This window comes from Cupriavidus basilensis (assembly GCF_000832305.1).
Classification (GTDB): Bacteria; Pseudomonadota; Gammaproteobacteria; order Burkholderiales; family Burkholderiaceae; genus Cupriavidus; species Cupriavidus basilensis_F.
The window spans coordinates 1,782,852-1,808,509 of record NZ_CP010536.1; the positions used below are offsets into that span (position 1 = coordinate 1,782,852).

A 25,658-nucleotide genomic window follows, 5' to 3' on the forward strand; every position below is an offset into this window, starting at 1 on the left:
ACTACGCCTCATTACGCCTAAATTACGCCCGCACTACGTCAGGCGCAGCCTGCTCGGTACAATGCCATGTGATAAGCACACCACAATATCGGGATGAGCGCGTTTGCTCTGGCTCCGGGGGCCCCTGAGGAATTTGGGCAATGGCAAGTCTGAGGAAAAAGGCAGCAGGATGGCAGGCGTCGGTATTCGTCCACGGTCAGCGCGAAAGCCGGTCTTTCGATACCAAGGCAGCGGCCCAGGCCTGGGCCGTACAGCGGGAAGCAGAGTTGCGCTCCCTGGCCGATGGTCAAGGCAGCAAGACGCATACGGTCGGCGACGTGCTCGACCGCTACCAGCGAGAAGTCAGCCCTCAGAAGCGAGGCAAACGTTGGGAGATCTACCGGCTTGAGCTCATCGGCAACAAGGAGATCGACGGCAAGCCGTTCCGCGCGATCCGGCTCGCCGACCTGAAAGTCCAACACATCACCGCCTGGCGCGATGCCCGCTTACGCGAGGTGTCAGGGGCATCCGTGTCCCGCGAGATGTGCCTGCTGTCTCATGCGCTCAAGGTGGCCCGGGACGAGTGGGGCTGGCTGATCACCGACCCCATGAAGCCGGTCCGCCGGCCACCAGACAGCCGGCCCAGGGCGCGGCGCATCTCCGAGGCTGAGGTTGCCGCGATCACGGCGGCCCTGGGCTATCAGGAGGGGCTCCCCGTCGCTCTACCTAAGCAACGCGTTGCCGTTGCCTTCCTGTTCGCCATCGAGACGGCTATGCGCTCCGGCGAGATCCTGGGGCTGACAAGCCAGGCAGTCGACCTGACTGCCCGGGTTGCCCATCTTCCCCTAACCAAGAACGGCGGTGCGCGCGACGTGCCGCTATCGAGCCGTGCGGTCGAGTTGCTGCAGCTGTTGCCGGCAGTCGAGGAGGGCGAACCGCTCTTCAACCTGACGAACAGCAGTCGAGACGCGCTTTATCGCGTGGGGCGGGATAGGGCGGCGGTGGGGGATGTGACTTTCCACGATACGCGGCATGAGGCGATCACCAGGCTGGCGAAGAAGATCCCGGTGCTCGACCTGGCGCGGATGACTGGGCATACCAATCTGAATGAGTTGATGACCTACTACAACGCTAGTGCGGCGGAGATTGCGCGGCTGTTGGTGTAGCGGTAGCGAGCAATAGCGCCGATCTTCCCAGATCAGCGCTACTGCAACGAGCACATCGGTTCTAGCCTGTCCGGCGCTGCCCTCGGGGCAATTTCTCTCGATGTGACTCTGTCCAGGCGATCACTTCGGCCGCCTTCCAGCGGGGATGGGCAGTGGCCTTGCTTCCCGCAGCCGCGGGGAGGCGAATGGGCCGGGGGAAGCCGGGTAAGCAAACGACTCGCTCGCGCACCACCTGCGCGGGCCGCTGCAGGTAGGTGGCAATCGCCTCCGTGCTCCACAACTGCACGTTAAACGGAACCGCCGGCAAGACGCGCTCGGCGACGGCGGCAGCGAGGCGATCAATCAGCTCCGCGTCGCTCATTGCGGTCTCCCGTGCTCGGCGGGCCTCGTGATGGAGTCCACGGCCGCGTCTGCTTCCTTGCCACTCACATAGTCCCCGCTCTGCAGTCCGGATGGCACGGCGATGCAAGGCACACCCGCGGTGCCGAGCTGGTCAACGGGCGCGTCACGCAGTTTCAGATACCGTGCGGCATTCTCCCTCGCTGCATGGAATGAGGCGTGCTGTACATGGCTACCCTGCCAGTTCCACAGCGGCGCCGGCGTCATCCGCAACCAGCGGCAGATGATCTCCCTGCCGATCTGCTCCGCCAGGTGGCACGCGGCCGGGTCGCCGAACGGCGCCGGGTTGGCCTGGGCGACGTACCACAGCGTGGCGAGGCTCTCGTCGCTATGCTGAGCGAGCTGGTGTTCATCGATCGCGATGGTGATCTCGTGCTTCATGGGTTGACCCTCCTGCAATATCAATCTTCAAAATCGCCGCCGGCGCGGCGCTTCATATCCACCGGCCGCCGCGCTGCGCGCTGACGGTCCCGGACCGCCATGGCGCCAGCCGCTGCAGCCAGCGCCCGGCGCACCAGGTCGGACATCGCTTCGAACGGGGTGGCGATGCGCATGGCACGGTGCGCGCGGCGCAGATCGGCTTCGGTGAGCTCGGGCTTAGCCATCGTGATCTCCAGGCCGGAGGAAGCCGTTCCAGACGCCTCGGCCATAGCAGAGCGTGAAGAACAGGCTCGCCGCGAACATGCCGGCCTCGCCGGTGGCGTGGGTCAGGTACAGCCAGGCCGGCTGGCCGAGCAGGCCGGCAAGGGCCGCCCAGCGTGCCCGCGAAGGGCCTGCGTTGAACAGGAACACGGATACCAACGCCGTGGCGACCATCCACAGGTTGAGCACGGCGAGCATCAGGCAGCCCTCCCGATCGCGCGGGCGCGGCAGAAGCGGGGCGGCTCGGTTAGGTGCTCGAGCGTATTCAATTGCGCGTCAAGCCGAGTATGCGCAATCGCGGTGAACTGCAGGCGTACGCCGGCGTGCGAGATGACTAAGACCAAGAAGGCACTCATGCCAGCGCTCCTTCCATTGCCGACACAGGCGGAATAAGAACAGGTGGGCCGGCCTCTAGGCAGCCACAGCCTTCAGTGAGATGGATCACCAGTTCGAAGCGACTACCGTCATGAAGCGTGGCCTCAAGGCGTTGCGTTGCGATGAGGTAGTCAGATCTACCATCCGCGGGGGAGTACCTGTGGAACTGAACCGCCGTCAAGTCCACATGGACGGCGCGGCAAAGAACGGTGCTGATTGCGCTCATACTCAAACTCCCTTAAATGCCGACCGCTCTCCCTCAAACACCCAGCACTTCACAGTGGCTGGCCGCTTCGGAGACATCGGATACTCGGCGTTGTGGTGCGCGTTGATAGCGCTGTTGACCACCCGCAGGTCGACAAACTTGCGATGCCGCGATGTCTTGAGCACGCGCTTCAAGTCGGCAAGCGGGGGGATGTTGAGGCGGCGGTCGTTCGCCACCTGTTCGAAGTGCCGAAGGCTGATGGCGATCAGGCCATCGCCGCGGGCATGGTTCAGTACCGGGCGGTCGTCTTCGGCGGATTCGACGTGGTCGTAGACCTCCCAGAATTCCGCCACCAGCGGGTGGTCGGCGCCGATGGCCTGCTGGCGCTCCACCGTCATGGTGGTGAGCTGGCGCAGCGCGGCGTCGCGGTATTCCTTGGGCAGGGGCAGCACATGCCCAAGGCAGTCCACCAGCGCCATGATCTGCGCGTGGTTCTTGATCAGGCGCGGGTGCTTGATGTCCGGATGCTTCGCCAGGTGCGCCTGGTACACCGGCTCGCGCGCCAGGAAGTCCTTCATGATCTCCTGTTCCTTCATCGCGGCGGCCAGCAGGAAGCCAGACGCCTCTTCCACGGCGACATGCTCGATGGCCTTGGCGGCGGTGAGGCTGTCGTGGCTCTGCCCTGAGCGGTCGAAGTACAGGTGAACGATCCGCTGCAGCACCGCCTCGCTGGCACTCACGTCCGCGTTCTGGCTGATGACCACGGCGCCACGGAAGGGCGGCTCGTAGGTTTCGTTGCCGCCATTCTTCACGCCGCGCGCGCGCACGCTGCGGCCGTTGTAGGCTGTTTTGAGCTCGTCCCAGTCGAACCCGCGCGCCTTAGCGCCATCGTCGCCACGGTCGCCCTCGATCAGCACCACTGGCAGATTGGATACCTGGGCGAAGTTGCGCGCCCGCGCCGCCAGCGATGACTTCGATGGATCGAAGCCCTCGTAGTCGCGCCGGCCGCAGAGCTTCCACAGGAACTCGATCAGCGTCGTCTTGCCCGCACCCGGCTCGCCAACGATCTCCAGGAAGGGGAAGCTCTTGTGCGCGCCACGGATCTGCTCGGCAAACAGGCTGCCCAGCCAGAACGCCAGCGCCACGATGGCCTTTGGCCCGAACGCGCCCCATAGCAGCTGCAGCCAGTCTTGTTTGAAGTCCTTGAGGACCGTGTTCAACGACAGCCCAGCCGAGGTGCTGATCGTCTTGATCGACAGCCGGCCCACGTCGAAGAAGTCCTCGTCGTTCAGCGTATGCAGCTTCCCGTCTTTGATGGCCACTTCGGGAAACACATAGCAGCCGTGCTCCTTGCTGTACCCCACATAGTCGATGGTCTGCACGCTCCTGATGCGCTGCATCTGCGCCTTCAGGTACTCGTCCAGCTGCCCGTTGGAACCCGTGTAGAACGCACCAGGTGCAACGGCCAGCAGCCGCTTCTTGAACTCGCCGGCGGAGGCGATCTGGGCGCTGGTGAAGGTGTTCTTGACCGGCGCCCCGTCGTGCGGAAACGCCACGCGGAAGTAGTACCAGCTCTCGTCCGTCAGCGCGTTGGCCTGGTAGTACAAGGCGGTGGGCAAACACGTGGCGATGTTCACGACCACGCCGGCCTTCAGCATGGCCTGCTCGCGGACCTCGGCCTCCGGCATATCGCCGTGCGTCTCGCGGATGGCGTAGGCCTCGCGGTTCAGCGCCTCGATGTCCAGCTTGAACCAGTAGAGCCGGTTCTCGAAGTCAAAGGAAAACTGGCTGGCGCTGCCCCGGCCATAGATCAGCCGCGCCTTTTCCGCCGGCGAGTTCGCGGCAAGCAGGGCGCCCAGGTAGCGGTACTCGTCCAGGTCCTGCTCACGCAGCAGCCCGCGCTGGTGCATGTCGTTCCAGTCCAGCTTCTTGGCGCCGCTGGCCTTCACCTGGGCGGCGGTGGCCGTCCAGCCTTCCTCCAGGCTGCGCGCGATCCACTGTCTGGCGAATGTGCGGCCCGCCTTGTCACTATCCAATGCCCACACTAGCGTGGGCCGTGGCCGTTCGAGCGCCGTCAGCTGCTCGATCAATGCCGCCAGCGCCTTCGCCGGGTAGTTGTTGCAGGACATGACTGCCACGGCGGCAATACCATGGTGCAGCAGCGCGATCGCGTCGAAGATGCCCTCCACGATCCAGATTTCGTCCACCGCCGCCGTGTTCAGCGTAGGCGGCTGCCACCAGGTGCCCGCGTAGCTGCCGTGGAAATTCGCCTTGCGCTTGCCGAAGCGGTGCGGCTGGTCGATGATCCGCTCCCAGTAGCCGCCGGCGGGCAAGGGGAAGCGCACGGTGGCGCTGCCGATCTGCAGCTCGTGGTTGAAGTAGCTCTCCAGCGTGTACCAGTCGCGCACCTGGTCCAGGTCGAAGCCGCGGCCGTCGCGCATGTAGGCATCTGCCGTGGCCTTCGGGCTGTCCGGCGTGGGCTTGTGCAGGGAACTCCAGTTGTCGAACAGGTCCGGGTACAGGTCCTTGATATGGAACTCCGCGCCGCAGTGGTTCAGCCGGTTGCAGCGGATCACCCACGGCGCGTCGCCAAAGGCCCACAGCATCTTCTTGCCGCACGATGGGCAGGCCCCGGCGTCCAGCTTCTCGCCAGTGGGCGTGCTCTTCTGCTTGAAGCCGTAGTCGCGCAGCAAGCGGCTGGTGACTTCGGTGCGCAGGGATGGGTTCATGATGGATGCCGATGTTTAGGTCAGGCGACGCCATCGAGCCGGTGTTGGCGCGGCAGCAGGGCATCGAGATCCGATACCGGCAAGCCGAGCAGGCGGGAGACGTGGCGCAGGTTGGCGTACAGCTCCACCGCCACGGCGCGTGTCCTGATGCCGGGCAGTTCCTTCACCAGGGCGCCCCGGTAGCGGAGCGCGGCCAGTTGCTGCGCCACGGTCAAGGCGCCGACCTTGCGCGGCACCTGCCGGCCCTCCAGGACGTCCAGCACCCAGCGGCGGAAGTCCTTGGCGCGTTCCGTGCGGGCCAGCATGCCTAGGAGGTAGCAACCGCGCGGGCTGAAGATGCGGACCTGTTGGCGGCCGCCGGCGGTGTCGAGTTCGACCAGTCGGGTCATCTCCGCAGTGAATTCGTCGGCGTTGCGGTCGAACAGGTTCTGGATATCAGCCGACGGGTTTTTGTAGCCAAGGGCACTTGCAACCTGCAAGCCCCTTAGCCAGGGCACGTTGTGAATATCGACCACGTCGAACTCGATGTTTTCATAGGCAAGGACGATGGAATCGGCGTGGTTCTGCATGGCGTTCTCCAGGGCAAAGCCGCAAGGGCGGCGGATTTTGGACAAAAGGAGCCCCTCACGCCCCGAAGGGCATGAAACAGGCAATCAAAGGAAGGAAGAGGCTAGGCCATCAGGTCGTCAGCAATTCGAGCTGGCGCTCGTCGCCGGCCGCAGGCCGTGCGCGGCCTAGCGGCAGGTATGCCTTCGGATTCGGTCGGATGCTGGGCGCGATGGTGTGCACAGGCGAAAGCAGCATCTTGCAGGTGTAGGCGCACTCCACGTTCGGGCACTGCACGTATAGCTCGCGGGAGAGCAGTGATACAGGGCGGCTGGTGCGGATATGCATCCGGGTGCCGCAGTGCGGGCAGTCCATTTTCATATGCAATCCCGGTGAGGCGGTGGCTTTGATGCATTGGGGCGAGGGACATCCACCAACGTAGAATCGCCAGTTGCAACGCTGTTCAATTCAACATCGGAGGAGCCCTCATGGAACTTATGACCGCATTCTCGGCACTCAAGCAAGCCGTCGATTTCACCAAGGTCGCCATCGGTCTGCGCGACGACGTCAAGCTCAACGAAGCGAAGGCTGTCCTGACTGAGCGCTTGGTCGAGATCTCGCACGCAGCCTTCGAGCTCCACTATGCGAATAACACGCTCCTGCAGGAGAAACGCGCAGCGGAAGATCTGGTGGAGGAACTCCGCGCCGAACTGCGCAAGATCGAAGAGTTTCAAGCCGATATGACGCGCTATGAACCACATCACACCAGGCTCGGCGGCTTCTGCTTTCGCGACAAGGCGCAGGGAGGGGCGGCTGATCCGGCGATATACCTTTGCGCCAATTGCATGAACCGACATAAGAAAACGTACCTGCAATTGCAGGATGGCGGCCAATCCCTTCATTGCAGCGAGGGTCATGGGAGCATTCCAGGCGTAATACCGCCAAGCAACCCGAAACCATTTATCGAGGTCACGGCGCCGACAGTCTGACCGCGCCGTGCTGATGCAGGCGAGTGTGGCGCTGGCCGTATCCAGCAGTCCGCGCAGTTTGCGAGTGGAGCGGTTCATTGGCGTACCTCCCGCGACAGCCCGCATTCGCCCATGCCTTGCCGCGCGCATTCGCAGTGCATGCCGACCTCGCCAAGGGTGGCGACCGCGTCCAGGTACTTCCGGGTGACCAGCACATAGCCCACCGACGCCACCATGGTGTCCAGCTTGTCGATCACCACGCCCTGGTCGCCGTTGAGGAAACGGCTCACCTGCGAGTTGTCCCAGCCGATGGAGCGTTGCATGTCCAGGCGACCCGGGCCGCTTAGTGCTGTTCGAAGGGCCTGTTCAATTCGGATGGGTGGCCGCATGGCTCAATCTCCCTCAACGGACGTTGTTTGCTGATGCGCTGGGCCCTGAGTAGCCTTTGAGTTGCCAGCAGCCTGCATGCCCACCAGGATGAAAACCCTAGCCATGTTTGAGAGCGACCGGCCTTCTTCCAGCGCACGTGCCTCGAATTCACACTGCTCGGCGGGCAGCAAGCGGGTGTAGATCGGTTTGCTAGTCAGCACGCCGCGCGGAGAGCGAGACACAGGAACTTTAGCTTTGAGCATGGCGGATATACTTGTGTAAGTTAGCGTTGCACAACAAATTATATGCACCGAACGGTGCATTTGACAACATCAAAATGAACCAATCGGTGACTATCGGGGGCCGGCTGGCCGAGGAGCGGAAGCGCAAAGGCTTGAATCAGGCCGCTTTCGCGGCCATTGGCGGGGTCTCAGTCAAGACTCAGGTTCTCTACGAGAAGGCCGAGCGTGTCCCGGACGCAAACTATCTGGCGGCAATAGCTGGGGCGGGCGTTGACGTTCTTTATGTTCTAACTGGCGCGAGCAGCTCGGCTGCTCTAGCGGCTGAGGAAGCGGCCGTCTTGGCGGGCTATCGTCTGCTCGATGCGCGCGGCCGAGCCGGCGTGCTCGCATTGATCGGTGGCATGCAGCCAGACAATGGAAACGCCATCGTCCGCGTGAAAGGCAACGTTGGCCAGTACGTCGAGGGCAACGTCACCGCGCCATTTACCATCGACATGAGTAAGAAGAAGCAACCCTGAGTCATCGGGATGAACGAAAAACGGGCCTGCTAAATGCAGGCCCGTTTCCGTTTGGGACCGCGCAATTAAGTGCCGCGCATATCTGATTACAAATGATCGAAATCAGATCCAGACTTGTCCTAGAGCGTTTTGACTCTTTTTAGGATAGGTTGGGTGGGCCATGCTCCCTGTGGCGTTTCGCATGCGGTTGCTTGGAATTCCACGGGCAGCTCAGTGACGTGACTTTGCCGGTCACGGTAATCCAACACTTAAATTTATGCTGAACAAAGTACACACACCTGCCAGTCTCGCTCGCGAACATGTCGTCCTCTAAACCGTCGGTGAATATGAAGAATGGTGGTGTAGCCGTAGATGGCGACGTGGGGCAAGTGGTCGCCGGCAACGTGGTCCACGAAGGCGCCAATGCCAATAGCCACATGAGCAACGTCATCACGATTAGCACCGGCGAGCCATTGCCCCCGGTCAGGACGATTACGGAGTTGCAGCGCAAGCGCATCGCGGCCAAGGTGAAAGAGGTCATGCAGGTCGCAGGTGTCGAGCGTCAGCTTGATGTCTACTCGGTCGTTCTGAGCGATTTCGGTGTTGAGAAGATTCTCGACTTGCCTTGTGGCCAGTTCAAGAGCGTGATGTCGATGCTCGACAACTGGATCGTGGAAGCGAGAGGTGAGCCGCCTGGCTCTCTCTGCAGGCAGTCCGACGTCACAACGCCCGCGCATTCGGAGTGCACCGGTTGTGCAGCACTATCTGCTCGCCTTGACGGTACCCGCCAGACGCTTCGCTTCCTTAAAGGCACTGCCATAGTAGCGATGGGCTTAGCCGCCTATAGCCTATATGCCAACGCCACGTGGCCCGCAGCGGATGCAACGAACCCCTCGACTTCACTTTCATGCCGCCACGATGGAAAAGAACACTCCATCGGCAGCATGGTACGCATGCCAGACAACAGCATCTATGAATGTGCTGCTCTAGCTACCAGCGGTGACATGGCGAGCTGGGTACCTGCCCGAGGCGTAGGCGGCAAGCGTCGCCTGTAGTAGTACCTGGCATTGCCAGTCGTCTACAACCTGAACGCGCACGCGCATCGGTGCCAACGAGCAACCTTGCTGCGCTGCCGTACCGAGACAAATTTTGGGATTCAATGAAAATGATTGCACGGCTCGTCGCCCTGTGGAGGTCTCTCGTTCATGCAGCTACCCGGATCGAGGGAGATGTGCGCAATCGAACTCCCGGCAACTCGACAAGCCGCGTTCAGGCTGAGATTGAGTCTTTGCGCAAGCTCGCTTCTAACGCGGCAAAGCCGACATACGCTGTCACCGATACGCAGTCTTCCGATTTCGAATCCATCCAAGTGGACATGGCCGCCGTGTCAGACGAGGTGAGGTTCGTATATCGGGATCGACAGGGCGCGAAGTCAGCGCGGCATGTGAGTGTACAAAAGGCGGATGACGAGTACTTCGAGGGCTTCTGCCATCTTCGAAGGGACGTGCGAACCTTCCTCTTCGATAGCATTGTTGGCAAGGTCACCAGAATGAGCACCGGAGAACTGCTGACGGCAGGCAAGTGGCGCGATGAATTGCTTCGGGACGCCGACTGAGGCGGGGATCGCTAGTCCATACCCCGCGCAGGTATGCAACTGCGCGGGAGTCCCTCACAAGTAGCTCACGCCGCCGAGGGCTCCACCTCGGCCAGACGATCGTTGGCCGCTTCATGGTAGGCCGGCTGCAGTTCGCACCCGACCACTGATGCCCGGCCTCCTTTGCGGCGACCAAGAAACTGCCCGAGCCGGCGAATGGATCGCAGACTACGCTCCCGGGCGGTACAAGGCGGACCACCTGCTGTGCCAGACCCATGGGTTTTTCCGTCATGTGCCGCTTCGGGAATGGCAAACGTTCTGCGAATACGCCCAGCAGGATTCGACTATTGAGGACTCAATGTCGAATGACCGCTTCTGGCCGGCAAGCGATCTCCACCAGTCGTGAGCCGATCGGCACTTTCCAATCCTTCTCGGCGGTTCGTTGGCTATGGGGGAATGACCGCATCCGACCCGTTGTTGTCGATTTGCTTTCGGACATCGACGATGTGCGCTCCCTGCGCAGAGCACACGACGATGCTCAGTAAGAAAGTAGGTTTTTGCCTCCACTATTGCTGGACTGTCTCGCTAGGCAAGGATTCAGCGACGGAACCGGCTCCGCTCCATCCCAGGTGGCTCAGACTCACCGTGTAATGACCACCTTCCCCTTTTCTGAGAGCCAAAAGGTCGTACGTCTTCAACATGTCTAATAAGCCGGAATGACCGTAGCTTGTTGTTGAAAAACCAGGGTCTGTGCGTTTCAGGTATTGTCCTAGTGCGCTTAAAGCAACTTGGCCTTCGGATGTGCTACTCGCGAGCAACGCCACCGCGTCCATAATGAACCTCGGGCGCCGCTTGATTACTGGCTGCTGCTTTGGCTGCTCCGTTCTCAGTTGGGTTGGCTTGCCATTGGAAGGCTCAGCGCTTGCGGTGGATACTGATGACCATTCAAAGAATTGGTCGCTCGCATTGCGTAGCGCTTCTGGCGTCTTTGACTCGCCGACGATGCAGACCGTCGCCCCGCGCTCTCGAAGCTTCCGGCATAGATAGGCAAAATCGGAATCACTGGTAACAAGGCAGAACTTGTCAGCACGATGATCAAACATCGCTTCGAGAGCATCCAGCGCCAGCGCAATGTCGGCTGTATTTTTGCCGGCAGCGTATTGATATTGAAGGCATGGTGTGAAAGCTTGACGAACCAGTGCCTCCTGCCACGTCTTTGCGAGCGTGCTGTGGTTGCCATAGCCGCGACGAAGAACAACACGGCCAAACTGAGCTACGACTCGTAGTGCGTATTCCAGAATCTCCGGACTAGTGTTGTCGCAGTCAACCAGTACGGCAACGCGAGACTCAGCGGAAATTAGTGGTGCGCTCATCTATCGGTTCATCCGTTGACATAGTTCGCACATGATAACGGCAAATGGTAGTCTGCTATTAGACGTACTGAGGATACTGACTCTGTCTCATGAAGCCGAGTAGAGATGCAGAGGCAACATCTCAAACTGACTCTAAGGGCTGACTGATCTTCTGTCCAGACGTTCCTCATTGTCGAGGTCGGCAGGCCTGATCTCCAGCTCGAGCGCAGTCGTGTAGCCATTGCCAGTTAGGTTGTGGGTAACCTTCGTCACGATCCAGCCAGTACTGTCGATCTGCGGCTTCCACCCGCGCACGACGGCAGGCAGTTCGGGAAACAACTCGGGCCGGCCGCGAGCGAGCGTGATACTGAAGGTGGCCACGCCGCGCTGGATGCGCTGCCACTCGGCACGTGCGGCGCGTTCCGCGTTGGCCCTGCTGGCATAGGTGTGCCGCAGCACCTTCACGTTGTCCGGGTTGGGATAGCTGGTGACGGTCTCTTTCTTCTTCTTTCCCTTGCCCGAGCCGGCCTTCTCCCGCACCGCTACTGCGTTCGACGCGTCGATGACCACCTCTCCCTTTTTCGCCGAGCGCGTGTCCTGGTAGCTGGCCTTGACGCCGTTGTAGTTTTCTCGGTCGGCAATGTTGAAGGTGTGCTTGTCGCCCGACGCGCGGGTAATGGTGACAACGGGCAACGGTATGCCCGATGCGCACAGCGCCTCGCCGGCCTTGATGAACAGCAGCTTGCCCTGTTTGACGGTGGCGACGGCGTCGTAGTCCTTCGCCAGGCGCGTGAGCAGGTTGGCATCGGACTCGCCGGTCTGGTCCAGGTGGTCGATGACCAGGTCGGCGAGCTGCTGCGCGATCACGGCCGCCAGCTCGTTCTTGCTGGCGATGGCGCGCACCACCGCGCCCACGGTCCTGTCGCGGAAGGAGCGCTCTTTCCGGGTGGTCAGGTCGCTGCCCAGGTCCGCGCTACGTGCGCGGATGGTCAGCTGGTCCGGTGGCCCGCTATGCTCGATCTCATCCACCTTGTAGGTGCCCTTGTCTACTACGCCGGTATCGGCCCAGCCGAGCGCAAGGGACAACCGGGTTCCCTTCTCCGGCAGATCCAGCATGCCGTCATGGTCGTCCAGCTCGATATCCAGCTGGTCGGCCTCGAAGCCGCGGTTGTCCGTGAGCGTCAGGCTCATGAGCCGTCCCTGGAAGCGAGCGGTAATGTTCTTGCCGTTGTGCGTGAGCCGGTAGATTGGCTTGGGTTCCCGCCCGGTGGTCTCCCGCGGCTCGGTGTTTGCAACGGAGCGGATCATGCGAGCCCATCCTCCACCAGCCCGGGGCCAATCAGCGCCTCGGCTTCATCGTCCACGCGCGTCAGCTTGAGCGAAAACTCGATCCGTCGCGCCTTACCATCCTGGAAGAAGAGGGTACGGGTGAGGCTTAGCCCCTCGATCACGAAGAGCCCATAGTAGCGGCCTGTGCCCTCGATCAGCACATACGCCGCGCCGGCATCGCCCATATTGCGCAGTCTGTCGACGGTCACATCGCCGCCGGTCAGTTCGGGAACAAGCAGGCCCGCCAGCGTAATGGTCTCGTCGTCGGGGCCAAGGAACTGCCGCGCAGGCCGGCGGCCGATCCGATTGTTGGAGGGGTGCTGCCAGCCCATCTGCTGCTGAAAGTCCTGGTAGGGCGCCGTCTCCACGCTGAAGACGAACTGCCCGAGTGCCATCATCATGGTCAGTCCCTGTCGGTGAATCGCGAGCGCTCCCGAGCGCCACGCTGGCGCTCCAGGTTGCGGAGCTTGTCTTCCACCAGGCGCGCGATCAGCTGCTCGTCCGCGCCCGCGGGCGGATATATGTTGAAGATGACCGTCGCCGGACCCACGCCGGCGCTGGCCGAGGCGCCACCCTGGGTGGCGAGGGGCGGACGCGTGTCGATAGGCACCGTGGCCACGGCCGGCGCGCCGGCGCCCCCGGCAAGTCCCGCAGCACCGGCAGCCGTCACGGCTGCGGCGATGCGTGCCATGGCCTGCAGTGGGCCGTCCTGGCCCTGCGCCAGGCCCTGCTCGAGCCCGGCCATGGTGAAGCCGCCCAGCTGGGCAAAGACGCGGCTGGGCGAGTGGATGCCCAGCTTTTCCTTGAACCATGCGGCGACGCTCTCGCCAGCGCCCACCACGGCGTCCCGCACGGCGCCGAGCTTGCTGGTGATGCCGTCGACCAGGCCCTGCAGCAGATTGGCGCCGAATTCGCTGAACTTGGCCGGCAGCTTGATCCCGAAATAGTCGAGCGCCGGCGCGACGATGCGATAGAGCGCGCCAAGCAGAGACCAGTTGAGGATCAGTGCCAGCACGCCGCCCAGGCCGCCCAGGAAGGCGCCGCGCACCTCGGACCACAGCCCGGTGAAGAACGCCTTGATCGGCTCCCAATACTTGTAGATCAGGTAGGCGGCCACAGCGATGGCGGTGACGGCCAGCCCGATGGGATTCATCAGGAAGGCGCGGCTGAGCAGGCCCACCGCTTTCATGACGACATTGAAAGCCCCTGCCAGGCGCGCGGCGATGCCCGCGCCGGCACCCATGTGGACCCCGAGCATGGCCAGGCCGTACTTGGCGATCACCAGCGGCCCGAGCACGGCAGCTAGCGCGAGGGTGAGGGCGCCCATGACGGCCAGCAGCACGCCAACGGCGGCGGCACCCTTGATGAGCCAGGCCACCACCCCGGGGTTCGCCTGTGCAAAGGTGTTGAAGCGGTCCACCAGGCCACTGATGCTGTTCATTAGGTCCACCAGCACCGGGCGTAGCACTTCGCCGCTGGTGGCGCTGGCGTTGAATAGTTTGTTCTGCAGGCGCGTCCACGCCGCCGAGAGCGTCTGCTGGCGCGCGGAGAACTCTCGTTCCATTGAGCCTTGCGCCTTCGTACCCCGTGCCAGTGACAATTGGCGCTCGAATTCCTCCGGCTTGTCGACAAGCTTTGCGAGGGTATCGGAGTGCTCCATGCCCACGAGTTCCACCATGACACCTACGCGTTTTTCCTTCGGCAACTTTTGCACCGCCTCGATGACTTTTTGTATCGTGCCGGTGGCGTCTTCGGCCATCCCCTTCTGGATGCCTTCCGGGGTCAGGCCGATTTCCGCCACCGCCGAACGAAACTTCTTCGTGCCTTTTTCGGCCGCAGCGAACTTCTGTGTAATGGCGTTGATAGCCGTGGCAGCTGTCTCGGCGCGCTCTCCCAGCGTGAGCAGCGTTGACGCGAGGGCGGCGGAATCGCCCGGAGTCATCTTGACGGTGGAGACTACGCCGGAGGTGCGATTCACCACATTGATGATGTCCGCGCCCTTGCTGATGGCGTTATCGTCCAGGTAATTGATCGTGTCTGCCAGGCCCCGGATGTGCTTGGTGGGAATCTTGAAGTTCTTCGCCACCTTGCCCATGCTCTCCGCGATCTCGTCGGGCACAGCATCAAATGCGGTGGCCATCATCGCCACCATCTTGTTGTACTCCATCAGTTCTGCAATGCCGAGCGCGCGTTTGCGAGCTGCTTCAATGCGGTCACCGGCCGCTTCTGCTGCCTCCGCCTGCTCAAACCAATCCGTGCCGACCTCCATGCGCGCGGCGGCTGTCGTCATCTCGATGATCTGATTGGTGGGGATGGGAATATCCTCGCTCAGTTTCCTGGCGGCCGCGCCAATGTCGTAGTACAGCTGTGTCAGCTTCCCCGCATCGTCTCGCGCGCCGGGAATCTGCCTCGCAACGCCCAGCATCGCGTCTTCATAGCTGACAAAGTCCTTCACCGCCTTGGCAACTGGCGCCATGGCTACGCCGCCGGCCGCCATGGTGGAGACGCCCGCGCCGAGCATGGAATTTCGCACGGCGATCCCCTTGGCGTATTGCGCCTGGGCGGCGGCCATTTGCCGCTGGCGCGCGCCTACGGCCCGCAGCCGCGCTTCCTGCTGCACGAGCGCTTCGTTTGCCGTCGTGACGCGGGTCCGCAGCTCGCGCTGCGCCAGGCCCAGGTTGGTAGTGCTGACGCCGGCGGCTTCGAGCCGGCCGCGCACGCCGTGCAGGTTCTGCTGCAGCTCCGTGCCACGCCGCTTGAGGGCCTGGGCCTCGCGCACGGCCACCTGCAGGCCTCGGGCCATCGCGGCCGTGGGCTTCTCCGTTGCGGCCATCTGGTCGGAGAGCGCCTTGACGCGTGCCTGTGCGCCGCGCATTTGGTTCTGCGTGATCGCAGCGTCCTTGGATAGCTTGCGGAAGCTGTCGATGCCGGCTTGCGTGCGGTTCAGTTCCTTCAGCTGGTCGCGCGTGGCTTTCACCGTGCGGGCCAGGGCGGTGCTGCTGCCCATGGCGGAGCGGAACGGGCGGGTGAGGCGGTCTACCGCCTGCAGGATCACCTCCAGCCTTAGATTGCGTGGCGTGCTCATTCGTCTGTTCCGCTACGTTCCCTGGCGCGTTCGCGCCATGCCATGAGTTCGGCGAGCCCCATCTCGAAGAGGTGTTCGGGCTGCCAATGGAAGATCACTGCAACGTCGGCGATGGCGTCTTCGACTCGGTCTGGTATTCCTCGCCCTTCGCCGCCTTCGGCAGCAAAAAATTGCTCACCGCGGTGGCGAGCTGGGTCATATCGGCGGGGTCGAGCTTGCTGACGTCTTGCGTGGTGAGCGTGGGCGTGGTGATGCGCGGTAGCACCACGTGGAGGGCGGTGACGTCCATGCGCATGAGATCCATCAGGCTACAGCCGCGCAGCTCGCCGGCGGCCGGCTTGCGTACGGTGATGGTGGCGATGGTCTGCTCGCCACGGGTGATGGGCGTGTCGAGCGGGATGATGACGGTGGTTTGTTCGTTCATGATGGCGTTCCAAGGGAGGGCAGATAGGGGAGTGTGGCGACGTTACAGGCCCATGGCGCGGCGCTGCTCAGCCAGGCGGTCGACGCCGAACACGATCTCGATGAAGTTGACGTAGTCGATCTCGATCCAGACTTCGCCGTTGACGGCGAGCTTGAAGTAGCTGACGGACGACTTGACCTTGAACTGGCTGTTGTCGCCGACCTTGCCGGTGCCGAAGTCCAGCTCGGTATGCCGGCCGCGGACAACGATTTCCACGGAGTCAACGTCCCCGCTGTCGTCGCGCTGGTAGGCGCCGGCAAAGCGCACCAGGGCGGCATCGGTGCTGGTGACGCCGTACTGCTTGAGGATCTCGCGCATCAGGCCGCCGTAAGTGGCCTCGAGCTCAAGCTTCTCGCCGCCCATGTCCAGATCGACGGGGCCGTTCATGCCGCCGGCGCGGTATTCCTCCAGCTTGCGGGTTAGCTTGGGGAGGGTGACTTCCTCGCATTCGCCGGCGTAGTTCACGCCATCGGCGAAGATGATGAAGTTCTTGAGTTTGCGTGGCAGAGCCATGGTGGTTCCTTGTCAGGGGCAGTCAGGCCTGGACGGCCTCGGCGAACTGCATCAGGTAGCGATCGGTGATGCGCTGGCGCAGGGTGAGGTTTTCCAGGGGCGGAACGGGGGTGTAGTCGTAGTCGAGCATCAGGCCGCCGTCCTTGAGCGTTTCCTTGGCGTTGACCTCGGGGTCGAACCAGGCCGCGCCGCCCAGCAGGTAGCCTTGCCGGATGAGGCTACGCATCTTGGCGTTGATGCCTTCCAGCAGGTCGCGCACCAGCGAGGGCGTCATGGGGAGATCCATGGCCCAGGCATGTGCCTCGGCCATGGTGTCGGCCAGCACTTGCGCGGTGCGGGTGTAGTTCTCGAAGGCGAAGAGCGGATCGGCGGAGCAGGTGCGAGAGCCCCAGAAGCGGAAGCCCTGGAAGTTCACCAGCGTGGTGACCTCGTTGCTGTTCAGGTAGCCGGCGTCCGTGGCGGGGTCCTGCAGATCCCAATAGACGTCCTTGGAGATGCCGCTGACGCCGTTGACGGGCACGTTGGAGAGCGTCTTGTGCCAGCCGATGGTCTCGTCAAGCTTCGCCCGCAGGCCGGCGGCCTGGGCGGCCGTGGGCACGATGCCGTTGGTGCCCGACTTGGGATGGCGGCCGATGAAGTCCGGCCACAGCACCATGGCCTCGCGTTGGCCGAACATTTGCCGGAAGGCGGTGGCGTCTTCCTTGGTCTTGCGGTCTGAGGCGGCAATGTAAGTGAAGCCGCGCAGCTTCTGGCACAAGGCGGCCAGTTCCAGGCCGATGCCCATGGTTTCCAGCCCAGGCGCCACCAGGATGCGTGGCGCGACCCCGAGGCGTGCCTTGGCGGTCAGGAAGCTCTTCATGCCGGTGTAGCGGCCGTCCTTGTTGACGGAGCCGGCGACGTTGGCATGCATTTCGTTCTCGTTCTTGCCGCTGGCTACTCGCGTAACGACGGTCAGCGGATTGGCCTGGTCGCAGATGCCCTGCAGGCTGGGGGCGAGAGTGCCCTTGTCTCCGGCCTTGCCAATGCTGGCCTGAGGGTTGGCCAGGAGCACGGGCGTGTCGAGCGGGAAGACCTTCGGGTCGGCATCGTCTGCGATGCAGACCATGCCGATCACGGCGGTGCTGATGGTGCGGATAGCGCGTGTGCCTTCGTTGAGTTCGATGACACGCACGCCATGGTGGTAGTCGGTTGCCATGCAGTCCTCCGGGGATGGTCGGGCGAAGAAGGGTTCGTCCCGGTAGGATGCAGTGCTCGCGCGAGCTGGTCGCGTGCGTTGTGTTGTGCGGTTTGGTGTCACAACACAACGTAGCGGTTTGCTATGGGTTGGGCGCTAGAGCGTCTGCCCCAGGCGCTGTCGCAGGTGGTTCGTGAGGGGCACGTCCATCGTGGGATACCAGATCAACCGCAGCCTCGGGTGTGATCTCAGGCTCTACTTCGGCGGCGACCTCGATCGCGATCGCATCCTCGTCCGGCTCTGCCGGCCACGCATGGCTTTCGGGGAAGCCTGGCGACTGGATCGCGCGTACCAGCTCCAGCTGATACGCCGCCCAGGCCTTAAAAACGGCAACCTCAAGCCGGGAGAGCTGGCCGGCTGCATAGGCGTCGGCTTTGCCGGCGTTGCGCGTACGCGCGTGCTCCAGCCGCATCTCGAACTCCGCCATGGCGGCGTCGCGCGCGTGCGCCGCCACCACAGCAGGGTCAAGCTCCCAGCCGTCGCTGGTCCAGCGGTGCTGAGCCGTGGGGCGCGGCTGCTCCGTCAGGCCGACATCGGCTGGTGTGAGGCCGGCGGCCAGCACTTCCGCGCGTTCGCCGTTGTTCTGGCGATAGAGCAGGATGCCGCGATAGTCCGGCAGAAGGACCCACTCGCCGTTCCGGAAGAAGGGCCAGGTCGTGCGGGCGCGCTCAGGCAAGGCCAGCGGTGTCGTAAAGGCCGGGATCAGCCAGCGCCCAGGGTTGAGCGGATCGGCGTCGGCCAGACGGCTGGATACGTACTGGCCGGTCTCGCTGTCGTATTGGTGAATCAGCATGCTGTGTCTCTCCTAGTAAGCGCGGATCATCGCTAGGAATGCGATGGAGCGGACGCGGACCTCGTCGCCACCGTGTGACTCGATGGTGACGCCGTGCGTGTGGCCGCCGCCCGTACCGATTCCGACGTTGTGGCCGTGGTGGCCGTCCCAATACACCCAGTGCTGGTGGTCGCCCGCGCCGCTGGTGTAGATCGGATCGGTAGGGTACTCACCGATGTCGTCGCGCGGGCCGCCGCCGCCATAGATCATCGAATTGCGGTAGATGCCGGAGTGGTGGTTGTGGGCACCAGCGGCGGTTGTCGGTCCACCGTGGTTGTGGTTGCCTTGCGCGTCCGTCCAGGCGCTGTGTAGATGGTCGCCCGCGGTCGCAGCACTGGCAGTATGCGAGTGCGTCATATTCTGCGGACCTTGATAGCTGCCAATTTCGCGGCCTGTGTCAGCGCCACGCCCATCGTCCCAGAAACGCAGGTACTCTCCGCGCCCGTCCGGAATACGGAACGTGGCGATGCCGTCGCCGGTGGAGAAGCAACCCCAGCCCCGGGCGAACCATTCGAGCTCTGGTACCAGCGCGCCGCTGCTCTGTGCGTAGGCCCACAGCAGCGGATAGTCTGCGCGGTTGAGCACGGCGCCATTGAGCTTGAGCCAACCGGCGCGCACGCTAGTGCGCGCCTCGATGATGATCTGCCCGATGGACGCTGTTGAGATGACGTCCATCACGAAGGCTGTGGTGGCGATCCGGGTGGAGTGGTCGCCTGCCGGTGGCGTCGGTGCGGTAGGACTACCTGTGAGGCGTGGGCTGTCGGTCGGCGCCAACTCGGACCAGGAATGCCATTCCTGGTCGATGCGACGCCGAAAAAACAACTGAGAGTGTTCCTGGGGCGAGAAGATCTGCATGCCCGCAGTGCCATAGACCCGGTGCAGGACTATGCCGGCGCCACGCGGCATCGGGAGGTTCTTGGCATCCGCAGCTGCGAAGAACATCCCGCTACCCACCGAGACATCGTTCAGGTCGGCGATGCTGGCGCTGTTATCCGTCGTGCCCAGCCCGAGCGCCGCGAGGCGATGCCTCAGTTTCTGAGGGGTGACGGCTCGGGAGTCGTCTTCGCCAGCGCCGGTTTCCTCCGCCGTTGCCAGCTCGATGATTCCCATGCGCTCCTCGGTGGCCGGCGGGTTGGCAAAAGAGGCATCACCGAAGACCAGGACGGTGGCGTCTGCAGTTTCGAACTTGATATCGGCTGCCACCAGCATGATTGCCGCCGGCGCTTTTTCCGCAATCGCTACGGTCGAACTAACGGTGCCGAGCAGCACGCCGTTGTCCAGGTACAAGCCGAAGCCAAACATGGTGTATCGATCATCGGTGTCGTCTTGGATCGTGACGTGGATGGTGTCAGGCGCAACGTTCACTCCGGCGATAGTCTGCAGGCGTTTTCGCTCGTTGGGCAGCTTGGCGAGATCGTCCTTGTGGGTGAACGCGGCGGTGGCTACGCCGATGGAGACCACCAGGCGCTTTGCGGTGCCAGTGTTGCCGGGGCCGACGAGCGCCGCGCGCCCGGCAGTGGTGAGCTTGATGAGGATGCCGGCCATATCAGGATTCGGTAATGGAGAGACGGTAGTAGAGGGCGACGCGCAGCGCGGCGCCGATGGCGACGGCGCCGCGGCTGTTCATGCGCTGCGTGAAGGTGTAGTGCGAGCGAACGGGCTTGGTGCGATCGATCTCGCCGATGACGTCAGCGACGAAGTCGGCGGTGACCGGCTCGCCGTTGCGGCTGTTCACTGTCAGCACCACGTCGAAGGTGTGGGGCGGCCCGGGCGGGGTGAGTTGCCACCATTCCCGCAGGGCGATATCGGCGCCGAAGGCGGCGATGACCCCGCGCACCGCCGCGGCAGTGCCGTTCTGGCGGGCGATGGGGATGGCGGCCTTCACGCGGGCGCGTTTGACCTCTTCGGGCCAGTAGTCCTTCCAGGCGTCCACGCCGAGGTGCCAGGCCAGCCAGGGCAGCAATTCGATTGGGCAGATGTCGGGCTGCATCAGCTCGCGTAGGGGCGAGGGGATGTCTCCCAGGCGACCCATGATCTCGGTCAGCCGGCGCTCCAGTGGTGAGGCGTTTGGCGGGAGCAGGCTGCGGTCAGCCATAGACGCCTCCGTGCTTGATCTCGGCCTGGATGCAATGCGGCGCCTGGGTGCGGGAGATAGGGATGCTTGCCTTGGGCTCCAGCAGCTCGACGCGCTCCACGCCTTCGATATGCAGGGCGGCGTAGATGGCGGATAGGTTGATCTCGCGGCCGATGCGGTGGGAGGCTGCGGCGTACCTGGCCAGGTTCCGCTCGGCTTCTACCAGCACCACGCTGGAATCGGGGCCCGGCAAGGTGTAGAGCGTAGCTCGGACGCGGTAGCTGACGATCTCCGCCGAGCGGACGGTGACGAAGTCGGTCAGCGGACGGACGTGGTCGGCCGTCAGCACCGCGCTGACGCCTTGGACCAGGGCATCGTCCGCCGTGCCGTCGGCGGTTCGGGCCAGGATCGTCACCAGCACATTGCCGGGACTGGGGCTGGTGGCGGACGCGTCCAGCACCAGCCCGCTGGCGCCCATGGCATGCGAGATGTATGCCCCCTCCGGGCCGGCCACGGAAAAACCCTGCGGGGCAAGCTGCGTGCGCTTGCGCAAGTCTTCGTCGCCTTCCTTTACCTCCGGGATACCCCGGTCCGGGTCGCCTGGCGTGATCGTCAGCTTCTGGATGCCAAAGAGGGCGGCCAAGTGCTCCAGGTCGGCGCCGCGCGCCTTGGCGAGCATGACGGCGCGCGCCGCTTCATTTACGCGCTGGCGCAGCACGAGCTCGCGGTAGGTGCTGGACTGCACTGCCTTCGCCATGGGCTCGGATTCCAGGGCCAAGGCGGCTGCAATGGCGGGCTGCTGCTCGGGCGGCCACAGGGCAATGAACTCGGCCTTGCGCTCGGCGTACAGGGTTTCGAAGTCGAGCGCTTCCACCACATCGGGCGAGGGCAGGCGCGAGAGATCGATCGGCGTGGCGCTCATGCGTTGGCCTCGCGCAGCAGGACGCGGTAGGCGCCGGCCTCAAGGCGCGGGCCGTCCACGCGCGGCGCGTCGATATCGATATAGAGACTGCCTTGCGCGCTGACTTCGAAGCTCACGCGCTGTACGCGGATGCGTGGCTCCCAACGGACCAGCGCGGCAACGGACGCCGACATGGCCCGCAGCAGCGTGGCGCCGTGTAGCGGTTGGTCGATCAGTTCGGGCAGTAGCGAGCCGTAGTTGCGCCGCATGACGCGGGTGCCAATTGGCGTGGTGAGGATGTCGCGCACGGATTGCATGATGTGGTCGCGGTCGCCGATGGCGGTACCGGCGATGGCGTGCATGCCGAGATAAGTGGTCATCGGGGGCCGTCCGTTCGGCTGTCGCCGCGATAGACGCCGCCGTGGTCGTGCTTGTCGAGGACCACGTCATTGGAGGATAGGACGCCGTCGCGGTGGATGAAGTCGCCTGTGATGGCGTTGCCATGCTCGCCGCCGGTACCGGCGATGCCGTTCTGGTAGGAGAGCAGGCCCTGTACGGTCACGTTGCCGTCGAAGGTGGTGTCCGGGCAGCGCACCAGGACGCTGGTTGCCGCCTCTACCAGGATGGTCTTGACGCCGGTGATGGCCAACTCGCTGGTGGCGTGGTCGTAGCGGGTGAGGGCGCCGTCCGGGTAGCTCGTGACGGTCTCGTTTGCGCTGTGGCTGGGAACGTCGGTTGCGTCCGAAGGGATGCCGGTCAGGACGATGCCGTTGGCGACGTCGCCGCTCGGGCAGAGGAGCAGAACCTGCTCGCCGACGGTGGGTGGGTTCCAGGTGCGTGTTTTGCCGGCGCGGCGCTCGGCCCAGGGTAGCCAGGTGGTGGTGAGACCGCCGGTTTGGACGCGGACGCGGGGCGGATTGCCTGTCTGCACGGCGGCGACGGTGCCGAGGCGGAGGAGGTTTTCGAGGAGACGAGCGAGTTCGGCGAGGTCCATGCGGCAAGATTGCCTTGCGCGCGCGGGATGGTCATTCATTCGATGTTGTCATTTCTGCCACTACAACAACGCTAGGCTGGCAGCGTCAGCGCGCCGAAGTACTAAATCTTTGCAACCGGCGCGCCAATATCCTTTGTTCTGCAGTGACGCAGATAGGTGGGAAGATCTTCTGGTTTCCGATCCTCTGGATTCCGCTGCCGGTGGTCTGCCTTGAACTGACGCTCGGTGCCGCCCGCCAGGCGTTGATGCGAGGCTAAGTTTGATGCGTAGGTAGCAGTGGTTTAGCCCGCGATGTGCGCAACGATGGCGTCGGTCAGTGCCGACACCATTGCATCGTCGAAGCCTAGCAATTCGCGCTTGGGGTACTGCGCTTCTAGGCCTGCCTTGTTGACGCGATCCCTCAGCCCAAAGTGATGCACTTCCGCAATTCGGCGCGCGCGCCCGATGAATGTGACCACGGCAGCGTTTTCATCAGATTCGGCCTTCAGGAACCGTGCAGTGCGCAGCCGCGCGAACATCGTGCGGCGTATTCGTCCAGGCCGCTGCCGCAGTTGCGGCTTGCGCGGCTCATACGCCGACCCATCGGGGTTGCGCTGCGCGGCAATCCGCTTGACCTGGCGGCGCCGCATCTCCGCCGCCACGGCCCGCGCCAGCGCGCGGCGCGCGGGCGCATCGACGTTGACCAGCAGCCCGCCCAACCAGGACTCCAACTCGTGAAGATCGCTCATGGCACCACCGGCCGCCAGGTGGAGGGATCGTCGTACTCGTTCACCGGCTCCGGCTCGTGCGTGATGCTGTAGCCGCTGCCGGCCACGCGGACTGTTACGCGCTCGGTGAGCGCCAGCTTGATGGCGATATCGACAGTGGTGTGGTTGAGGATGTCTGCCTCAAACTTGAAGCCATCTTCCCGCCGATCCGGGTTGAAGAATAGCTCCGGCTGGTTGGCGCGCAGCCAGGCCAGCACCGGCACCGTGATGGTGTCCGAGTTGTCGGCATAGTCCGTCACGATCAGCGTCAGCGTGTACTGGTACTCGAAGGAGAGCGTTTTGCTGCCGGTAGCCACGACGCGGCCTTCGTCCACGAAGATGTGCAGCTTGTCGGGGTTGCGTTGCAGTTCCGGTACCGCGGCGGTTAGCGCTTGCCGGAGGTCGTTGGGCTTCATCATGGGTTGTCGTCTCCAATGACGGTCACGCCCTGGGCGCGTAGCATGGCCTGGAGCCGGGCTAGCTGTTCGGCGTTGGCGTGGCTGGTTGTGTAGTTGTCGGCAACGGTGGCGCCGACGGTAGAGAGCGCAAGGCCTGCGGGGGCCGCATCAGCATCGCCGGTACCTGGATCTGGCAAGACGCCGGCTGCTGCGGCGTCGTGCATCCGGACAAAGCCGACAGGGACAATACAAGCGGCATCAGCTTGCGGGGAAACATAGCGGGGTACCTCCTTGATGATGGTGTCGCCCTTGATTCGGATCTCGCGCACGCGATCGACGTACCGGGTGACGTACTCCGTGGCGCCTTGGGCGTTGTCCAGCTGGATGCGTAGCGCTGCAACCGTGCGTTGTGCCTCGGTAGCGCGTTGCTGCGCCGCACGGTAGCTGCCGACCGCCGAGGCGCCGGCAGTAGCTGCTGCCGCCAGCGCGACCAGCAGGGTGAGTGCGATGGCGAGCGAGCGCTTCATACGGTTGCCTGCTCCTCTGCCTGGTAACGCTCATAAGCGCGCGCCAGCTTGATGTCGTACAGGTTCGCCTTGTAGGCCGCGCCGTTATAAATGCTGGCGAAGGTATCCCATTTGCGGGTCTTCAGTGCCTTGTGTAGCGCGGGATCGGTTTCGACAAAGCGCACGAAGGCTCCAAGTTGCGCGGGCTCGCCGGTGCGCATGGCATCGGTGTAGGCGAGCACGCTGGCATAGCCGAGCCGCAGCCAATGAAAGCCCATGATCTGGAAGAGCCCCCAGCTTGCCGATTCCAACGCGCTGTCGCGATGGATGTGCATGGCGCCGGCCAGCCGTACATGCTCGCTGGCGCCGCCCATGTAGCCGCCGCGGGCGGGGTTCACTAGCTTGGGGAAGCCTTTGGCCAAGTCATCGGCATCCAGCTTTGCCAGGCGGAGCTGCCGATACATGATGTGCCGTTCGAAGAGAATCGCGGGGCGGCCATCGGGCAGGAAGCCGGTGCCGCGGCTCTCCACTTCATTCACGGCGCGCACCACGGCCAAGGGCAGGGCTAGCTTGTCGGCAGCACGTTGCAGATCGGCAGCAGCCAGGTGTCCCGGCTGGCGTCCGTCGATCTGGAGGGCGACAAAGGTCTTCGGCCCGGCGATGCCATCGATGACCAGGCCGTAGCGCGCCTGGGCGGCACGCACAGCGGCGTCGGTCTGGATGCCGAAGTGGGAGGTCAGGGGTAGGGTGGCGCCACGGAGCCGGAGCAGCCGTTGCAGTTCCAGCACGTCATCGCCGCTGCTGCCGCGTCGCAGGATGGTCATGGGCACCTCCGCAGCAGGCGGAGCAGCCAGGAGCCCCGGCCGTCGTCCATGCGGAACAGCTCGACCACATTGCCGCGCACGGTGTAGACGGCGACGCAGAGGATGGCGGTGATGCCGATCTGAGCCAGCATCGCCCAGTCGTACCGGCCGAACAGCACGCCGATGGGCGCAGCAGCGGTCACCACGATCATGCCGTAGGCGAGCCGGGCGGCCCACGGCCGGTAGACCGCGCCATGCCGGCGGAAGAGCAGCAAGCGCACGGCGATCAGGGCGCACAGGATGGCGTGCAGGGTGAACAGCAGGGTCATTTGCGGTCTCCTCGGGTACCGCCCTTGAAGAGGGCGAACATCTTGTCGCCGTTGTCGGCAACGCGGATCAGCGCCAGCAGCAGCTTGACCACCACGGCGGACGCCACGAGGGCGCCGACGCCATGGCTTACCTCAGCCTCCGGCGGTAGCGCCCAGTCGATCAGGTAGGCGGTGAGCGGTGCCGACATGCAGCCGGCAATGACGGACAGTGCCAGGAAGGCCATCTTCTTGAGCGGGCCGAGATCTTCCGAGTTGAGGACGAACACGGCGGCGCCGGCGAAGGCGCCGAGCACGGTGCCGGCGTCCACGCCAGGCAGCAGGGAGATGGCGCCGGCGGCCGTCACCGCGACGGCGGTGGCGGAGCTGGCGGCGATGGGTTCAGCCATGA

The 25,658-nt window shown here is 63.8% G+C and carries 35 protein-coding genes and 1 pseudogene; 5 read left to right on the forward strand and 31 right to left on the reverse strand.

The annotated features are described in order from the left end of the window. The first annotated feature begins 140 nt into the window (after positions 1–140). Positions 141–1,145 (forward strand): tyrosine-type recombinase/integrase, encoded by a 1,005-nt coding sequence (locus tag RR42_RS08460; protein ID WP_043345677.1) that lies wholly within the window; start codon positions 141–143, stop codon positions 1,143–1,145. Between the two features lie 61 nt (positions 1,146–1,206). Here RR42_RS08460 and RR42_RS08465 read toward each other — a convergent pair whose 3' ends face one another. The 8 genes from RR42_RS08465 to RR42_RS08495 all read right to left on the reverse strand — a co-directional run bounded on the left by RR42_RS08465 (position 1,207) and on the right by RR42_RS08495 (position 6,422). Next, the gene (locus tag RR42_RS08465) at positions 1,207–1,506 is read right to left on the reverse strand and encodes a hypothetical protein (protein WP_043345680.1); all 300 of its coding nucleotides are present in this window, start codon (positions 1,504–1,506) and stop codon (positions 1,207–1,209) included. Beyond that, positions 1,503–1,925, reverse strand: coding sequence for a hypothetical protein (locus tag RR42_RS37675; RefSeq protein ID WP_144409786.1), 423 nt, complete (start codon positions 1,923–1,925; stop codon positions 1,503–1,505). The genes RR42_RS08465 and RR42_RS37675 overlap by 4 nt, the downstream gene beginning before the upstream one ends. A 20-nt stretch (positions 1,926–1,945) precedes the next feature. Then, positions 1,946–2,149 carry a hypothetical protein gene (locus RR42_RS08475; RefSeq protein ID WP_043345683.1) on the reverse strand — a complete coding sequence of 68 codons (204 nt, stop codon included), beginning with the start codon at positions 2,147–2,149 and terminating at the stop codon, positions 1,946–1,948. Then, positions 2,142–2,384 (reverse strand): hypothetical protein, encoded by a 243-nt coding sequence (locus tag RR42_RS08480; protein WP_043345687.1) that lies wholly within the window; start codon positions 2,382–2,384, stop codon positions 2,142–2,144. The genes RR42_RS08475 and RR42_RS08480 overlap by 8 nt, the downstream gene beginning before the upstream one ends. Further along, positions 2,384–2,542, reverse strand: coding sequence for a hypothetical protein (locus RR42_RS40395; protein WP_158408271.1), 159 nt, complete (start codon positions 2,540–2,542; stop codon positions 2,384–2,386). Before RR42_RS40395 ends, RR42_RS08480 begins: the two co-directional genes overlap by 1 nt. Before the next feature lie 247 nt (positions 2,543–2,789). Next, complete coding sequence (locus RR42_RS08485; RefSeq protein WP_043345691.1) at positions 2,790–5,495, reverse strand: toprim domain-containing protein; 2,706 nt, start codon at positions 5,493–5,495, stop codon at positions 2,790–2,792. 20 nt (positions 5,496–5,515) lie between these two features. Continuing rightward, positions 5,516–6,064 (reverse strand): Bro-N domain-containing protein, encoded by a 549-nt coding sequence (locus RR42_RS08490; protein ID WP_043345694.1) that lies wholly within the window; start codon positions 6,062–6,064, stop codon positions 5,516–5,518. Between the two features lie 109 nt (positions 6,065–6,173). Beyond that, positions 6,174–6,422, reverse strand: coding sequence for an ogr/Delta-like zinc finger family protein (locus RR42_RS08495; protein ID WP_043345697.1), 249 nt, complete (start codon positions 6,420–6,422; stop codon positions 6,174–6,176). Between the two features lie 107 nt (positions 6,423–6,529). On the opposite strand from RR42_RS08495, the gene RR42_RS08500 reads away from it, so the two are divergent. Beyond that, complete coding sequence (locus RR42_RS08500) at positions 6,530–7,030, forward strand: hypothetical protein (RefSeq protein ID WP_043345699.1); 501 nt, start codon at positions 6,530–6,532, stop codon at positions 7,028–7,030. A gap of 74 nt (positions 7,031–7,104) precedes the next feature. Here RR42_RS08500 and RR42_RS08505 read toward each other — a convergent pair whose 3' ends face one another. Further along, positions 7,105–7,398 carry a hypothetical protein gene (locus tag RR42_RS08505; RefSeq protein WP_043345702.1) on the reverse strand — a complete coding sequence of 98 codons (294 nt, stop codon included), beginning with the start codon at positions 7,396–7,398 and terminating at the stop codon, positions 7,105–7,107. A 3-nt stretch (positions 7,399–7,401) separates the two neighbouring features. Then, positions 7,402–7,641 carry a hypothetical protein gene (locus tag RR42_RS38355; protein WP_082054833.1) on the reverse strand — a complete coding sequence of 80 codons (240 nt, stop codon included), beginning with the start codon at positions 7,639–7,641 and terminating at the stop codon, positions 7,402–7,404. A gap of 74 nt (positions 7,642–7,715) precedes the next feature. On the opposite strand from RR42_RS38355, the gene RR42_RS08510 reads away from it, so the two are divergent. From RR42_RS08510 to RR42_RS08520, 3 genes are all read left to right on the forward strand, one after another. Beyond that, a complete protein-coding gene (locus RR42_RS08510; RefSeq protein ID WP_043345704.1) occupies positions 7,716–8,138 on the forward strand; it encodes a helix-turn-helix domain-containing protein in 423 nt (140 codons plus the stop codon). A gap of 299 nt (positions 8,139–8,437) precedes the next feature. Further along, entirely contained in the window at positions 8,438–9,172 is a 735-nt protein-coding gene (locus RR42_RS08515; protein ID WP_144409787.1) for a hypothetical protein, read from the forward strand. Between the two features lie 104 nt (positions 9,173–9,276). Next, the gene (locus RR42_RS08520; RefSeq protein WP_144409788.1) at positions 9,277–9,732 is read left to right on the forward strand and encodes a hypothetical protein; all 456 of its coding nucleotides are present in this window, start codon (positions 9,277–9,279) and stop codon (positions 9,730–9,732) included. Positions 9,733–9,797: 65 nt separating this feature from the next. Here RR42_RS08520 and RR42_RS38360 read toward each other — a convergent pair. The 21 genes and pseudogenes from RR42_RS38360 to RR42_RS08620 all read right to left on the reverse strand — a co-directional run. Beyond that, positions 9,798–10,048, reverse strand: a pseudogene (locus RR42_RS38360) (DNA methyltransferase); the annotation flags it as partial. A gap of 229 nt (positions 10,049–10,277) precedes the next feature. Beyond that, entirely contained in the window at positions 10,278–11,084 is an 807-nt protein-coding gene (locus tag RR42_RS38365) for an NYN domain-containing protein (RefSeq protein ID WP_082054834.1), read from the reverse strand. A 132-nt stretch (positions 11,085–11,216) separates the two neighbouring features. Then, positions 11,217–12,371: a phage late control D family protein gene (locus RR42_RS08535; protein WP_052494534.1), complete on the reverse strand. Its 1,155-nt coding sequence runs from the start codon at positions 12,369–12,371 to the stop codon at positions 11,217–11,219. Beyond that, positions 12,368–12,793 carry a phage tail protein gene (locus RR42_RS08540; protein ID WP_043345716.1) on the reverse strand — a complete coding sequence of 142 codons (426 nt, stop codon included), beginning with the start codon at positions 12,791–12,793 and terminating at the stop codon, positions 12,368–12,370. The genes RR42_RS08535 and RR42_RS08540 overlap by 4 nt, the downstream gene beginning before the upstream one ends. A gap of 2 nt (positions 12,794–12,795) precedes the next feature. Next, positions 12,796–15,477 carry a phage tail tape measure protein gene (locus RR42_RS08545; protein ID WP_043345721.1) on the reverse strand — a complete coding sequence of 894 codons (2,682 nt, stop codon included), beginning with the start codon at positions 15,475–15,477 and terminating at the stop codon, positions 12,796–12,798. Beyond that, complete coding sequence (locus tag RR42_RS41690; RefSeq protein ID WP_419188882.1) at positions 15,474–15,539, reverse strand: GpE family phage tail protein; 66 nt, start codon at positions 15,537–15,539, stop codon at positions 15,474–15,476. The genes RR42_RS08545 and RR42_RS41690 overlap by 4 nt, the downstream gene beginning before the upstream one ends. Positions 15,540–15,571: 32 nt before the next feature. Further along, on the reverse strand, positions 15,572–15,901 hold the full coding sequence (locus RR42_RS08550) for a phage tail assembly protein (protein ID WP_043345724.1): 330 nt from the start codon (positions 15,899–15,901) through the stop codon (positions 15,572–15,574). Positions 15,902–15,943: 42 nt separating this feature from the next. Then, complete coding sequence (locus RR42_RS08555; protein ID WP_043345729.1) at positions 15,944–16,453, reverse strand: phage major tail tube protein; 510 nt, start codon at positions 16,451–16,453, stop codon at positions 15,944–15,946. Positions 16,454–16,475: 22 nt separating this feature from the next. Continuing rightward, on the reverse strand, positions 16,476–17,648 hold the full coding sequence (locus tag RR42_RS08560) for a phage tail sheath protein (protein ID WP_043345733.1): 1,173 nt from the start codon (positions 17,646–17,648) through the stop codon (positions 16,476–16,478). 121 nt (positions 17,649–17,769) lie between these two features. Next, positions 17,770–18,480, reverse strand: a complete 711-nt coding sequence (locus RR42_RS08565) for a phage tail protein (RefSeq protein ID WP_063778406.1) — start codon at positions 18,478–18,480, stop codon at positions 17,770–17,772. A 12-nt stretch (positions 18,481–18,492) separates the two neighbouring features. Then, positions 18,493–20,064 (reverse strand): tail fiber protein, encoded by a 1,572-nt coding sequence (locus RR42_RS08570; protein ID WP_043345736.1) that lies wholly within the window; start codon positions 20,062–20,064, stop codon positions 18,493–18,495. A 1-nt stretch (position 20,065) separates the two neighbouring features. Next, positions 20,066–20,614: a phage tail protein I gene (locus tag RR42_RS08575; RefSeq protein WP_043345739.1), complete on the reverse strand. Its 549-nt coding sequence runs from the start codon at positions 20,612–20,614 to the stop codon at positions 20,066–20,068. Continuing rightward, a complete protein-coding gene (locus RR42_RS08580; RefSeq protein WP_043345742.1) occupies positions 20,607–21,515 on the reverse strand; it encodes a baseplate J/gp47 family protein in 909 nt (302 codons plus the stop codon). Before RR42_RS08580 ends, RR42_RS08575 begins: the two co-directional genes overlap by 8 nt. Then, entirely contained in the window at positions 21,512–21,874 is a 363-nt protein-coding gene (locus RR42_RS08585; RefSeq protein ID WP_052494535.1) for a GPW/gp25 family protein, read from the reverse strand. The genes RR42_RS08580 and RR42_RS08585 overlap by 4 nt, the downstream gene beginning before the upstream one ends. After that, complete coding sequence (locus RR42_RS08590) at positions 21,871–22,488, reverse strand: phage baseplate assembly protein V (RefSeq protein WP_043345747.1); 618 nt, start codon at positions 22,486–22,488, stop codon at positions 21,871–21,873. The genes RR42_RS08585 and RR42_RS08590 overlap by 4 nt, the downstream gene beginning before the upstream one ends. 281 nt (positions 22,489–22,769) lie before the next feature. After that, positions 22,770–23,216: a phage virion morphogenesis protein gene (locus RR42_RS08595; protein WP_043345751.1), complete on the reverse strand. Its 447-nt coding sequence runs from the start codon at positions 23,214–23,216 to the stop codon at positions 22,770–22,772. Continuing rightward, complete coding sequence (locus tag RR42_RS08600; protein WP_043345755.1) at positions 23,213–23,653, reverse strand: phage tail protein; 441 nt, start codon at positions 23,651–23,653, stop codon at positions 23,213–23,215. The genes RR42_RS08595 and RR42_RS08600 overlap by 4 nt, the downstream gene beginning before the upstream one ends. Next, a complete protein-coding gene (locus RR42_RS08605; RefSeq protein ID WP_043345759.1) occupies positions 23,650–24,159 on the reverse strand; it encodes a hypothetical protein in 510 nt (169 codons plus the stop codon). Before RR42_RS08605 ends, RR42_RS08600 begins: the two co-directional genes overlap by 4 nt. Continuing rightward, entirely contained in the window at positions 24,156–24,962 is an 807-nt protein-coding gene (locus tag RR42_RS08610) for an N-acetylmuramidase domain-containing protein (RefSeq protein ID WP_043345762.1), read from the reverse strand. Before RR42_RS08610 ends, RR42_RS08605 begins: the two co-directional genes overlap by 4 nt. After that, the gene (locus tag RR42_RS08615; RefSeq protein WP_052494536.1) at positions 24,959–25,270 is read right to left on the reverse strand and encodes a phage holin family protein; all 312 of its coding nucleotides are present in this window, start codon (positions 25,268–25,270) and stop codon (positions 24,959–24,961) included. The genes RR42_RS08610 and RR42_RS08615 overlap by 4 nt, the downstream gene beginning before the upstream one ends. Then, positions 25,267–25,656 carry a putative holin gene (locus RR42_RS08620; RefSeq protein ID WP_043345765.1) on the reverse strand — a complete coding sequence of 130 codons (390 nt, stop codon included), beginning with the start codon at positions 25,654–25,656 and terminating at the stop codon, positions 25,267–25,269. The genes RR42_RS08615 and RR42_RS08620 overlap by 4 nt, the downstream gene beginning before the upstream one ends. Positions 25,657–25,658: the final 2 nt, after the last annotated feature.